The sequence below is a fragment of the Microtetraspora niveoalba genome, assembly GCF_001570405.1.
In the GTDB taxonomy this organism is placed as follows: Bacteria; Actinomycetota; Actinomycetes; order Streptosporangiales; family Streptosporangiaceae; genus Microtetraspora; species Microtetraspora niveoalba.
The window spans coordinates 134,028-145,825 of sequence record NZ_BBYM01000019.1; the positions used below are offsets into that span (position 1 = coordinate 134,028).

The window sequence follows — 11,798 nt, forward strand, 5'->3', positions numbered from 1 at the left end:
CCGTCCCTCGCCTGGAGGACACATCCGCGCGACCAAGGCGCCCGGCCGGCGGGAAGAACTCAGGCCGGCCGCCTCTAGGGTGAGACCTGGTTGGGGACGGCTCCGCCGTACCGCCGGTCGCGCTTGGCGTAGACCTCGCAGGCCTGCCAGAGGTCGCGGCGGTCGAAGTCGGGCCAGAGCTGGTTGAGGAAGACCATCTCGGCGTACGCGGCCTGCCAGATGAGGAAGTTGGACGTGCGCTGCTCCCCGGACGAGCGCACAAACAGGTCCACGTCCGGGATCTCGGGCTCGTCGAGATAGCGGGCGAAGAGCTTCTCCGACACCTTGTCCGGCTTGACCCGGCCGGACGCGACGTCCCGGGCGAGCTTGACCGCCGCGTCCACGATCTCGGCTCGGCCGCCGTAGTTGACGCAGAACTGCAGCGTCATCGTCCTGTTGTCCTTCGTCATCTCCTCGGCGTCGCACAGCTCGGAGATGACACTCTTCCACAGCCGGCCGGGGCGGCCGGCCCAGCGGACCCGCACGCCCATCGCGTGGAGCTGGTCGCGGCGGCGGCGGATCACGTCCCGGTTGAAGCCCATCAGGAAGCGCACCTCGTCGGGCGAGCGCTTCCAGTTCTCCGTGGAGAACGCGTACGCCGACAGGTAGGGGATGCCCAGCTCGATCGCGCCCTCGATGACGTCGAAGAGCGACGCCTCGCCCATCTTGTGGCCCTCGGTCCTGGGCAGGCCCCGGGCCTTGGCCCAGCGGCCGTTGCCGTCCATGACGATCGCGACGTGGCGCGGCACGAGGTCGCGCGGGATCGCGGGCGGCGTGGCGCCCGAGGGATGCGGAGACGGAGGACGAACCATGACCACGAGCGTATTGCGTGCGACAGGGTCCTCAGGCGCGGAAAATGTGAGAGTCCGGTGTGGATTCCGGTCCGAAGCCGCGCGTCCCGTCCCACGGTGACGCGCGTCCGGGCTCCCGTGCCGGAGTCCACGGCGGCTCGGGTCCCCGCGCCGGCTCGCGCTCGACGTGCCGCAGCGAGCGGATCCCGTGCTCGAGGTGCCACTGGAGATAGGCCGCGACCAGGCCGCTGCACTCGGTGCGGTGCCGCGGCTCCGACGCGTCCGCCATGGGCCAGTCACCGCGCAGCAGCGCGATCATCAGCGCGATGGTCTCCGCCGCGGGCACCGCCGCCCCCGGCGGGCGGCAGGCTCCGCACACGACGCCGCCCGCGACGATCGCGAACGCGCGCACGGCCTCGGCGCCGCAGCGGGCGCATTCCGACAGGGCGGGGGCGTACCCCGCGACGGCGAGCGAGCGCAGGAAGTAGGCGTCGAGCACCAGCCGGGCCTCGTGCTCGCCCTCGACGAGGGTGCGCAGCCCTCCCACCAGCAGCAGGAACTGGCGCAGGGCGGGCTCCTTCTCCCCCAGGGTCAGCCGGTCGGCGGTCTCCAGCATGGCGGTCCCGGCGGTGTAGCGGGGGTAGTCCGCGACCAGCGCCTCGCCGTACGGGCGGAGGGTCTCGACCTGGGTGATCACGTCGAGCGAGCGGCCCTCGTGGAGCTGCAGGTCGACGTGGGTGAACGGCTCCAGCCGGGCGCCGAAGCGCGACATGGTCTTGCGCACGCCCTTGGCGACGCCGCGCACCTTTCCGGTGCGCTTGGTGAGGACCGTGATGATGCGATCGGCCTCGCCCAGCTTCTGGGTGCGCAGCACGACGCCCTCGTCCCGGTACAGACTCACCAGGCCATCGTATGACCTCCCGCTGACTCCCTCCTGAGATCACAAACGGTGAAATTTCGGTAATGATGCGGACTCGGCCCGAACTGCACATCGCCACCAAGCTGGACATTTCGGAAAGGTCCCGAGAGCCTGGATGCACCGACTTGACCGAAAGGTCACTAAGCTTTGCCCCCTGGCGGAACTTCCCCGCGCCTCTTCTAAAGGCCCTGCCCCCGCTGTTTGAAAGGGTGCCATGACCCTCGTGGTCCTGCTGGGCTCATCGCCCGGCCCGATCGGTTCTCTGCCGCCGGGATCCGGCGGCCGGCCCGTCCTGCCGACGGACCTCAAGCTGACATCACTCCCCGGCGCCCCCACGGCGTACGGCAGGCTGCTCGGGCAGGTGGCCTCGCTCGGCCCGCAGCCGATCACGATCGCCCGCCCCGCCGACGCCGCCGCCTACCGCGAGCAGGGCGGCCGGGTCGTCGAGAGCGCCGGTGTCGCGGAAGACCTGTGGGCGCTCGCCGACGCGGTCGAGCACACGACCGACAACGTGCTGATCATGCCCGCGAACTCGCTCGTCCACGACGAGCTGATCTACCAGATCACCAAGGCGAAACGCGCCGCGCTCGCCCTGATCCTCCGCGAGGAGCGCGACGAGAACGCTCCGGAGCCGCCCCCGATCGAGGAGGCCGAGCCCGAGATCGGACGCGGCGTCCTGGAGGGCCTGCCGCAGCGGACGCGCGCCGGCCGCGGCCGCGTCATCTCCGTGGGCACGTCCTACCACGCGGTCACCCGGCCGAACGCGGCGCTGCTCGGGCCGATCCACCTCCACCAGCGGCACGCGGCGGTGCTCGCCGACGTCGCCCGCGAGCTGGCCGGCATGGCGCACCTGTTCGGCCCCGAGGACGACGTCACCGAGCTGCTCGTCCTCGGCCTCGTCCGGCGCGGTGTGTCGGTCGGCGTCCGCGGCCGCCGCGACCTGTTCTACCGCCGCCTCCACACGCCGCAGGACACGTTCGAGGCCGAGCGGGAGTTCGCCGGGTTCGACGAGGACCGGGCGCGCCTGAACAACGCGGTGAAGGGCGCGGACGGCTTCTTCACCACGTTCTTCGTCAGCACGTACTCCCGGTTCATCGCGCGCTGGGCGGCCCGCCGCGGGCTCACGCCGAACCAGATCACCCTGGTCTCGATCTTCTTCGGCCTGCTGTCGGCCGGAGCGTTCGCCACCGGGACGCGGGCCGGCTGGATCGCGGGCGGCGTGCTCATCTACTTCGCGTTCGTCTTCGACTGCGTCGACGGCCAGGTGGCGCGGTACGCCAGGAAGTTCGGCGTCCTGGGCGCCTGGCTGGACGCGACGTTCGACCGGTTCAAGGAGTACGCGGTCTTCGTCGGCCTGGCGGTCGGCGCCACCGTCTCCGGTCAGTTCGGCGACGGCGAGGGCGTGTGGACGCTCGCCCTGGCCGCGATCGCGCTCCAGTCCGTCAAGCACCTCCTGGACTTCTCGTTCGGCGCGGCCAACCGGCGCAAGGCCCCGGTCCCGCTCCCGACGCTGGACCTGCACGTCGCCGACGACAGCCAGTTGCGCGTCGCCCTGGAGGAGCGCCGGGCCAGCCGCAGCGGCGGCCTGCGCGGCCTGCTCAAGCTCTGGACCAAGGCCGGGAAGTTCCGTCCCGTGCACTGGGCCCGCAAGATGATCGTGTTCCCCATCGGCGAGCGCTTCGCCGCGATCGCGATCACCGCGGCCTTCTTCGACCCCCGCGTCACCTTCATCACGCTGCTGATCTGGGGCGGCGTCGCGGCCACCTACACCCTCACCGGACGCATCCTGAGGTCTCTCGCATGATCACCCAGCCACAGGTCACCCCCACTCCCGACCCGGACGAGGAGCGCCGCCGCATCCAGACGGAGCGGCTGCTCGCCTACCGCGACGACGGCCCCCTGGTCGCCGCGCTCAAGGGTCGTCTCGGCCGGGGCCTGCCGCCGGTGCCCGCGGTGCTCGTCTCGCTGCTCGCGATCATCGCGCTGGCCGCCACCGGCTCGCTGAAGGACGGCCCGATCCTGATCGTCCCGGTGCTGGTCCTGGTGGTGCTGGTCGTCCCCTCCGCCGCGCGTGACCACCTCGGGCGGCTCGACTGGCTGACGCCGCCGCTGCTGCGCGGCACCGAGTTCCTCACGATCATCCTGCTCGGCCTCGCCGCCGGCACGCCCAAGTGGCTGCTGTTCGTGCTCCTCTACGTGATCGGCTACCACACGTACGACACGGTGTACCGGACGCGGCAGAGCATCTGGCCGCCCGCCTGGATCTTCCTGGCCGGGCTCGGCTGGGAGGTGCGCCTGCTCATCCTCGGCGCGGGCGCGGCCACCGGGCAGCTCACCCCGGTCGCCGTGGTCCTCACCGCCTACCTGCTGCTGCTGTTCTCCATCGAGAGCGTGGTGAGCTGGGTCGGCCTGGACAAGGCGTCCGCGCAGGCCAACGCCGACCACGAACAGGACCTGGAGCAGTCCCCCGAGGAAGCCGCCGAGCAGGTCACCGGCGACGCCGAGCACGTCTGACCGGGATCCTCACCGTCACCGGCCCCGTACGATCACCCGATCGTGCGGGGCCTTTCCGGTTCCGGGTACGGCACGCGGCCCGGCTCAGGCGGGGTGGTCGAGCAGAGCCCAGACGATCTTTCCGCTGCCCCTGATCAGGATCCAGCCCCAGGTGAGGCTGACGGCCTCGACCAGGTGCAGGCCCCGGCCGGTCTCGGCGAAGTCGTCGCCGGGCGGCCCGGGCAGCGGGGCGGCCTCGCTGGGGTCGCGCACCGCGCAGAGCACGTGGAGGCCCTGGGAGAGCAGCCGCAACTGGATCGGGGCCTCCGGACCGGCGGCGAGCGCGTGACGCAGGGCGTTGGTCACCAGCTCCGAGACCACGAGCTGCGCGTCGTCGATCAACCCGGCCAGGCCCCACCCGCCGAGGGTGTGGGCGGTGAAGTCGCGGGCGGCGGAGGCGGAGGCGGTGTCCCCGTGGAGCGCGCAGGTCGCGAGCGGCGCGGCCGCCGGGCCGGGGCTGTCAGGACCGAACGCCGGCGTGGCCCACGAAGGTGCGGCGCCGGCTCTTCTGCCTGCCAGGTCTGCGGTCATCGGGTCCCTACGCGAGTCGGGTGTCACACGGTGCGCTGCCGCCGTCTATCGTTCCCTGAGCCTTAAGGAGGCAAGCGCGCCCGCACTCGCGAATGCGGGAACTTGGACGTGTCCTGGGTTGATTTACCGTAACCGTGACGTTGTCCGTCCGGAACCACGATTCTCTACTCGTCACTCTGACGAAATGAGACACTGGTTGGCCGCCGTAGCCGGCGGCGGCAGGAACCCTGATAGCACAACGTCGTAGGAATCCGTCCGCGTCATGGAGTCCATGTGAAATCGTTGCAGGTCGCCCACGCCGAACCCCGATTAACGGGGCGCCCGAAAGGCGGGCCCACCGTCCTGCGCATGCTGCTCGGAGCCCAGCTCCGCAAGCTCCGGCGGGAGAGGGAGATCACCCCCGAGGAGGCGGGGCACGCCATCCGGGCCTCGCACGCCAAGATCAGCCGCCTGGAGCTCGGCCGGGTCAGCTTCAAGGAGCGCGACGTCGCCGACCTGCTCACGCTGTACGGCCTGACCGACCCGGACCGGCGGGCGACGCTGCTCGACCTCGCCCGGCAGGCCAACGCCCCCGGCTGGTGGCACAAGTTCAACGACGTCCTCCCGCACTGGTTCGAGGTCTACGTGGGCCTGGAGGAGGCCGCCTCGGTCATCCGCACGTACGAGTTGCAGTTCGTGCCCGGGCTGCTGCAGAGCCCCGACTACGCGCGCGCGGTCATCCTGCTCGGCAACGCGGGCGCGCCCGAGGACGAGATCTCCCGCCGGATCGACCTGCGGATGCGCCGCCAGGAGCGGCTGACCGGCCCGGACGCGGTCCGGCTGTGGGCGGTGGTGGACGAGGCCGCGCTGCGCCGCCCCATCGGCGGTGCCGCGGTGATGCGCGGCCAGATCGAGCACCTCATCGAGGCCACCCGCAACCCGAATGTGACGGTGCAGGTCGTCCCCTTCGACCAGGGCGGGCACTCGGCGGCGGGAGGGCCGTTCACGATCCTCCGCTTCGAGGAGTCCGAGCTGCCCGACGTCGTCTATCTCGAACAGCTCACCAGCGCCCTCTACCTCGACAAGCCCGAGGAGACCGACGCGTACAAGCAGGTGATGAACACGCTGTGCGTGGAGGCGCGGCCCGCGTCCGCCACGGCCGCCTATCTTGAGGGGATCCTCGCCGACCTGGAGTGAGCCGGTCGGAGCGCTCAGGAGACGCTCGCGAAGAACGCCTCGCAGGTCTCGGTGAACGCGGTGGCGCGGGCGGTCAGCCGCACACCGCGCATCGAGGCCAGGACGATGTCGAGGAACGGGACCTCCTCGCTGATCGGCCGGGCGACGACGTATCCGCCGTCGTACGTCTGGTCGGTCGCGGCGCGCTGGTTGAGTATGGAGTAGCCGTGGCCTCCGGCGACCAGCGCCCGCACGGTCTCGTAGCTGGAGCTGCGGAACCGGACGCGCGGCTCCACGGGGTGCAGCGCGCGGAAGTAGTCCCGGCTGTGCGGCAGGTCGAGCAGGATCATCGGCTCGCCGGCCAGCTCGACGAGCGAGACCGTCTCCGCCTCCGCCATCGCGTGCCCGGACGGCAGCAGCACGTACGGCCGGACCCGGGTGAGGACCCGGACGTCGAGGTCGAGGGCGAGGTCGATCGCGTAGAGCAGGGCCACCTCGCACCGGCCGTCCACGAGCGCGCGCTGGACGGCCGAGATCTCCCCTTCGGCGAGGGTCACCCGCACCCCCGGGTGCCTGTCGGCGAACTGGCGCAGAAGTCTGGGCAGGTAGAACGGCGACAGCGTGGTGAAGCAGCCGACCGCCAGCTCGCCGGTGAGCGAGCCGGCGAGGCCCCGGGCGGACTCGGCGAGCGCCGCCGCGTGGGAGAGGAAGTCGCGCGCCTCGACCAGGAAACGTTCGCCCGCGCGGGTGAGCGAGAGCCCACGGGCGTGGTGCCGGATGAGAAGCTGGACGCCGAGCTCACGCTCCACCTGGGCGATGGCCGCCGAGATCGCCGACTGCGCCACCATCAGCTCCCGGCTGGCCGCGGTCATACTCCCCAACTCGGCCGCGGTCACGAAGTAACGAAGCTGGACGAGTGTGAAATTGACGTCCGCCACGTCACCCATTGTGACCTCCTGACCGTAGGGCGCTCGCAGAAATCACTTCAAGGCTGCGTCGCGGTTCCGGCTGGATTCTTCGCGTTTCAGGCGTTCTCGCTCTGGAGGGTCCGTACGCCGGCGGTCACGCTTGCGACGGCGAGTACCAGCCGCACCGCGGTCCCCGGGCAGGACGGGGGCCGAGGCGTACGAGCCGGCGAACAGCCCGCGGACGGCTTCGACAAGATACCGGAAAGGCGTGAGCCTGGACAGGAGGTCGGGCCACCCCGGCGCCGGCGAAATCGGGACGAGATGGAGCGCGGGCTCCACGGCGCCGATCACGGGTTCCCGCTCGGTTCGCGGTATACAGGTCCGCGTGAAGTTGGACGGATTGGATCGCGCCATCATCGGGGTCCTCGTGGAGGACGCCCGAGCAACATATGCCGAAATAGGCGCTCACGTCGGCCTGTCCGCCCCGGCGGTCAAGCGGCGGGTCGACCGGCTTCTCGCCAGCGGCGCGATCACCGGGTTCAGCGCGCGGGTCGAGCCCTCGGCCCTGGGCTGGACCACCGAGGCGTACGTGGAGCTCTTCTGCCGGGGGAAGACGTCACCGGCCGAGATCGGCGTGGCGATCGCCCGGCACCCCGAGGTGGTCTCCGCCTGCACGGTGACCGGCGAGGCCGACGCCCTGCTGCACATCCGCGCCACCGACGTGCGGGACGTGGAGCGGGTGATCGAGCGCATCGCGGCCGAGCCGTTCGTGGTCCGCACCAAGAGCGCGATCGTGCTGTCGCGGCTGATCGACGAGAAACCCTGACCCGTCGCCGCCGAGGACGCCCGGTCGATTAACGGATCGCCACAAAAACCGCGAACAACGCAACCGATCCACGGTATGGCGCAATGGCGCGGCATTGGCCGGTCATGTCCATGTTTCTAGGCTGAGGAGCAGTTCAACCGCCTTCTCCCTGGAGTTCCGCATGGCTCTTGCGACCCTGCCCGCCGTCACGAACGGCGACCGTACGGGTACGGCACGGCACTATCTGATGTGCCGCCCCGAGTTCTTCGCCGTGACCTACGCGATCAACCCGTGGATGGACCCGGACCAGGGCGCGGACGCGGCTCGGGCCGTGCGGCAGTGGGAGGAGCTGCGCGCGGCCTACGAGCGGCTGGGGCACAAGGTGAGCCTCATCGACCCCGTGGACGGGCTCCCCGACATGGTCTTCGCCGCGAACGGCGCCCTCGTGGTGGACAGCCGGGTGTACGGCGCCAAGTTCACCCACAAGGAGCGGGCCGCCGAGGGGCCGGCCTACCTGCGCTGGTTCGCCGAGCGTGGCTTCGAGACGATGGAGCCCGCGCACACGAACGAGGGCGAGGGCGACTTCCTCACGCTCGACGACGTGGTGCTCGCGGGCACCGGCTTCCGCACCGACGTGGCGGCGCACGTGGAGGCGCAGGAGTTCATCGGCCGCCCGGTCGTCACGCTGCGGCTCGTCGATCCGCGCTTCTACCACCTGGACACCGCCCTGTTCCCGCTGGACGGCCACAACGTGGCCTACTACCCGGGGGCGTTCTCCGAGGGGAGCCGCAACGTGCTGCGGCGCATGTTCCCCGACGCGGTCATCGCCACCGAGGAGGACGCGGCGGTCCTCGGGCTCAACGCGGTCAGCGACGGCGCCAACGTCGTCGTCAACGCCGAGGCGACCGGCCTCTCCCTGGAGCTGGAGCGGCTCGGCTACAACGTCGTCCCCGTCGACCTGTCGGAGCTGCGCAAGGCGGGCGGCGGTCCCAAGTGCTGCACCCTGGAGATCAGGGAGGTCACGGGAGCATGAACGCCGCCGACCTCATCGAGCTGAGCGAGCGCCGGAGCGCGCACAACTACCACCCCCTGCCCGTCGTCATCCGGTCCGCCGAGGGCGCCTGGGTGACCGACGTCGAGGGCCGCCGGTACCTCGACTGCCTGGCCGGATACTCCTCGCTCAACTTCGGCCACGGCAACCCGGCGATCCTCGCCGCGGCCCGCGAGCAGCTCGACCGGCTGACGCTGACCAGCCGGGCGTTCTTCCACGACCGGTTCGCGGAGTTCGCCGCGGGCCTCGCCGACCTGTGCGGCAAGGACATGATCCTGCCGATGAACACCGGCGCCGAGGCCGTGGAGACCGCCATCAAGGTGGCGCGCAAGTGGGGCTACGAGGTCAAGGGCGTCCCCGCGGGCCAGGCGAACATCGTCGTGATGGAGGACAACTTCCACGGCCGCACCACCACGATCGTGAGCTTCTCCACCGACCCGGACGCCCACGACGGCTTCGGGCCGTACACGCCGGGGTTCAAGCTGGTGAAGTACGGCTCCGCCGAGGCGATCGCCGAAGCGATCGACGAGAACACGGTGGCCGTGCTGCTCGAACCGATCCAGGGCGAGGCGGGCGTGCTCGTGCCGCCGGACGGCTACCTGCGGGCGGTACGCGACCTGTGCTCGGAGCGGGGCGTCCTGTTCATCGCGGACGAGATCCAGTCCGGGCTCGGCCGCACCGGCGACACCTTCGCGTGCGACCACGAGGGCGTCGTCCCCGACATCTACATCCTGGGCAAGGCGCTCGGCGGCGGCGTGGTCCCGGTCTCGGCCGTGGCCGCGAACGCCGACGTCCTCGGCGTCATCCGGCCCGGTCAGCACGGCTCGACGTTCGGCGGCAACCCGCTCGCCTGCGCGGTCGGCGACGCGGTGATCGGGCTGCTGCGCACCGGGGAGTTCCAGGCCAGGGCGCGCGAGCTGGGCGGCCACCTGCACGAACGGCTGCGCGAGCTGGTCGGCGCGGGCGTGGTCGCCGTACGCGGGCGCGGCCTGTGGGCGGGCGTGGACATCGACCCCTCGCTCGGCACCGGCCGCGAGGTGAGCGAGGCCCTGCTGCGCCGCGGCGTGCTCGTCAAGGACACGCACGGCTCGACGATCCGCCTCGCCCCGCCGATCGTGGTCTCCCGCGAGGACCTCGACTGGGCGGTCGACCAGCTCTCCGACGCCCTCCGGGAGCTCAGGGCGGCCTGAGCCGGTCCGACCCCGCCGGTCCCCGGCGCCGCCGTCGAGGCGCCGGGCTCGCACGCTCAGGGCAGCCGGACCGACCCGAGCTCGGCCTCGTCGGTCCGCCAGGTGACGGTGGCGGCGTCCGGGGTGAGGTCCACGGTCGCCAGCGCGTTGTCGAACCACGGCCCGGCCGCCAGCCGCCACCGGATCGGCGGCCGGGGCAGCCGGGCCGCCAGCGCCGCCAGGCGTCCGAGCGCGCCCGCCCCGGGCACGCAGGCGGCGACGTTCGCCAGCCGCAGCGTACGGCTGAGCGGGTTGCGGATCGGCGAGCAGACGACCTGGTGGATCCGGGAACGCCCGCCGCCTCGCGGCGGGCGCGCCGAGGCGAGGTAGGAGTAGTGGACGTCGCCCGAGAGCAGGAGCACGGTGGCGGGCGCACGCCCGCGGCGGCCCCCGGCGACGTCGGCGAGCAGCCGGGCCAGGTGCTCGAACGAGGCGCGGAACGCCGCCCAGTGCTCCAGGTCGAGGAACCGGCGCAGGCGCTCGCCCCACCGGGCGGCCCGCCGCCCCCACGCCCCGTCGCAGACGGCCTCGTTCCAGCTCTCCGCATGGTGGATGGCCGGAGGCAGCAGCACCGGCAGTGAGGAGCCGACGATCAGGTGGTCGACGCCGCCGGTCGCCGCCTCCTCGAGCCACGCGCGCTCGGCGTCGTTCACGATCCGGCGCGCGCCGGGGGTGAGGACGCGGCCGCACCTGCTGTCCAGCATGATCAACCGGCTGGATCCGATGTCGCGGCGGTAGCTCCAACGGGTGGAGCCGGGGTCGGCGTCCGCCCGCTCCGCGAACGCGTCGAGCACCGCCCCGCCGTCCACTCCGCTCGGCGCGCCGGTGAACTCGGTCCTGCCGCCGCCCTCGCCGTCCTCGACACCGGGCGCGGCGCCATGGCCCCTCTCCCCCGTGGCCCCGCCGTTCTCCCCGAGGCCGGTGTGGGCCCTGAGCGCGGCGAACACGGGGTCGGAGGCGCGCTCGCCCGCCGTCAGGTTGCCGAGGTGCTGGTAGAGGTAGTAGGCGCCCAGCCCCGACACGACGCGCCGCCGCCACCAGGGCACCCCGGCCATCTCCTCGCGCCACGCGGCGGACGTGTTCCAGTCGTCCCTGATGTCGTGGTCGTCGAACATCATCAGGGTCGGCACGCTCGCCATCAGCCACCGCACGGCCGGGTCCGACCACGCCCGTCGGTAGAGCTCGGCGTACTCGTCGAAGTCCACGACCTCCTCAGGCCCGCCGCTCCGCCGCCCGGCGATGAACTCCTTCATGTCCGGCGACGGCTCGTCGGCGTACACCTGGTCGCCGAGGAGGATCAGCAGGTCCGGCGGCTCTCCCGACTCCATCAGCCGCCGGCCGTACGCGCGCAGGACGTCCACGCCGTGCGTACGCGCATGCGGCTCGTCGTGCGGGACGGCGGTCCGGCAGGTGCCGAAGAGCAGGCGCCGCAGCCGGGTGAGCGGCCGGATCGCGGTGGCGGGCCCGCCCGGCGCCGGCCACACCGCCGCGCCGTCCAGCTCCACCGTGTACGGCACGCCGCCGGGCGGCGGGACCTCCGGCAGGGCGACGTCGAGGACCGCGTAGTGATGCCCGTGGACGGTGAAGGTGCGCTCCGTCACCGTGGCGTCGCCCGCCCGCACGGTGACCGCGCAGGGCTCGCTCGTCTCCACCCATACGGTCGCGCTCGCCGCGTCCACGTGACGGAGCAGCGGACCGATCACCAGTTGCGCCACGTCTACAGATCTACGTCAGGCGCCGCTCCCTCGCGCGTCCGGACCGGAGCAGGCGGCGGGAGGAATGGGACAAGGCCCCCGGGTCCCACAGCTCGGGGTCCC

11 protein-coding genes are annotated in these 11,798 nt (G+C 71.9%); 6 read left to right on the forward strand and 5 right to left on the reverse strand.

Going from position 1 to position 11,798, the window contains the following annotated elements; translation table 11 throughout:
* Window positions 1-74 precede the first annotated feature (74 nt).
* Both AWQ70_RS19990 and recO read right to left on the reverse strand, forming a co-directional pair.
* The gene (locus tag AWQ70_RS19990; protein WP_067178660.1) at window positions 75-851 is read right to left on the reverse strand and encodes an isoprenyl transferase; all 777 of its coding nucleotides are present in this window, start codon (window positions 849-851) and stop codon (window positions 75-77) included.
* A gap of 31 nt (window positions 852-882) precedes the next feature.
* The gene (recO, locus tag AWQ70_RS19995) at window positions 883-1,731 is read right to left on the reverse strand and encodes a DNA repair protein RecO (protein ID WP_084517452.1); all 849 of its coding nucleotides are present in this window, start codon (window positions 1,729-1,731) and stop codon (window positions 883-885) included.
* Window positions 1,732-1,963: 232 nt separating this feature from the next.
* Between recO and AWQ70_RS42040 the strand changes: the two genes are divergently transcribed.
* Entirely contained in the window at window positions 1,964-3,553 is a 1,590-nt protein-coding gene (locus AWQ70_RS42040) for a CDP-alcohol phosphatidyltransferase family protein (RefSeq protein WP_067178226.1), read from the forward strand.
* Window positions 3,550-4,263: a DUF5941 domain-containing protein gene (locus AWQ70_RS42045; RefSeq protein WP_067178228.1), complete on the forward strand. Its 714-nt coding sequence runs from the start codon at window positions 3,550-3,552 to the stop codon at window positions 4,261-4,263. The genes AWQ70_RS42040 and AWQ70_RS42045 overlap by 4 nt, the downstream gene beginning before the upstream one ends.
* Window positions 4,264-4,347: 84 nt before the next feature.
* On the opposite strand, the gene AWQ70_RS20010 is transcribed toward AWQ70_RS42045, so the two are convergent.
* Window positions 4,348-4,833, reverse strand: coding sequence for an ATP-binding protein (locus AWQ70_RS20010; protein WP_067178230.1), 486 nt, complete (start codon window positions 4,831-4,833; stop codon window positions 4,348-4,350).
* Window positions 4,834-5,115: 282 nt separating this feature from the next.
* Between AWQ70_RS20010 and AWQ70_RS20015 the strand changes: the two genes are divergently transcribed.
* On the forward strand, window positions 5,116-6,009 hold the full coding sequence (locus tag AWQ70_RS20015; RefSeq protein ID WP_373282353.1) for a Sco1979 family transcriptional regulator: 894 nt from the start codon (window positions 5,116-5,118) through the stop codon (window positions 6,007-6,009).
* A gap of 14 nt (window positions 6,010-6,023) precedes the next feature.
* On the opposite strand, the gene AWQ70_RS20020 is transcribed toward AWQ70_RS20015, so the two are convergent.
* The gene (locus AWQ70_RS20020) at window positions 6,024-6,935 is read right to left on the reverse strand and encodes a LysR substrate-binding domain-containing protein (RefSeq protein ID WP_067178234.1); all 912 of its coding nucleotides are present in this window, start codon (window positions 6,933-6,935) and stop codon (window positions 6,024-6,026) included.
* A gap of 346 nt (window positions 6,936-7,281) precedes the next feature.
* On the opposite strand from AWQ70_RS20020, the gene AWQ70_RS20025 reads away from it, so the two are divergent.
* The 3 genes from AWQ70_RS20025 to rocD all read left to right on the forward strand — a co-directional run bounded on the left by AWQ70_RS20025 (window position 7,282) and on the right by rocD (window position 9,942).
* Window positions 7,282-7,722 carry an Lrp/AsnC family transcriptional regulator gene (locus AWQ70_RS20025; RefSeq protein ID WP_067178236.1) on the forward strand — a complete coding sequence of 147 codons (441 nt, stop codon included), beginning with the start codon at window positions 7,282-7,284 and terminating at the stop codon, window positions 7,720-7,722.
* A 160-nt stretch (window positions 7,723-7,882) separates the two neighbouring features.
* Entirely contained in the window at window positions 7,883-8,734 is an 852-nt protein-coding gene (gene ddaH, locus AWQ70_RS20030) for a dimethylargininase (protein WP_067178238.1), read from the forward strand.
* Entirely contained in the window at window positions 8,731-9,942 is a 1,212-nt protein-coding gene (rocD, locus tag AWQ70_RS20035) for an ornithine--oxo-acid transaminase (protein ID WP_067178240.1), read from the forward strand. Before ddaH ends, rocD begins: the two co-directional genes overlap by 4 nt.
* A gap of 56 nt (window positions 9,943-9,998) precedes the next feature.
* On the opposite strand, the gene AWQ70_RS39920 is transcribed toward rocD, so the two are convergent.
* On the reverse strand, window positions 9,999-11,696 hold the full coding sequence (locus AWQ70_RS39920; protein WP_084517456.1) for an alkaline phosphatase D family protein: 1,698 nt from the start codon (window positions 11,694-11,696) through the stop codon (window positions 9,999-10,001).
* Window positions 11,697-11,798 lie beyond the last annotated feature (102 nt).

What these genes read in the sequence shown, in the direction of transcription:
- AWQ70_RS19990 (WP_067178660.1), bottom strand. Translation starts at nt 851, where the DNA reads ATGGTTCGTCCTCCGTCTCCGCATCCCTCGGGCGCCACGCCGCCCGCG.
- AWQ70_RS42040 (WP_067178226.1), top strand. Translation starts at nt 1,964, where the DNA reads ATGACCCTCGTGGTCCTGCTGGGCTCATCGCCCGGCCCGATCGGTTCT.
- AWQ70_RS42045 (WP_067178228.1), top strand. Translation starts at nt 3,550, where the DNA reads ATGATCACCCAGCCACAGGTCACCCCCACTCCCGACCCGGACGAGGAG.
- AWQ70_RS20010 (WP_067178230.1), bottom strand. Translation starts at nt 4,833, where the DNA reads ATGACCGCAGACCTGGCAGGCAGAAGAGCCGGCGCCGCACCTTCGTGG.
- AWQ70_RS20020 (WP_067178234.1), bottom strand. Translation starts at nt 6,935, where the DNA reads ATGGGTGACGTGGCGGACGTCAATTTCACACTCGTCCAGCTTCGTTAC.
- ddaH (WP_067178238.1), top strand. Translation starts at nt 7,883, where the DNA reads ATGGCTCTTGCGACCCTGCCCGCCGTCACGAACGGCGACCGTACGGGT.
- rocD (WP_067178240.1), top strand. Translation starts at nt 8,731, where the DNA reads ATGAACGCCGCCGACCTCATCGAGCTGAGCGAGCGCCGGAGCGCGCAC.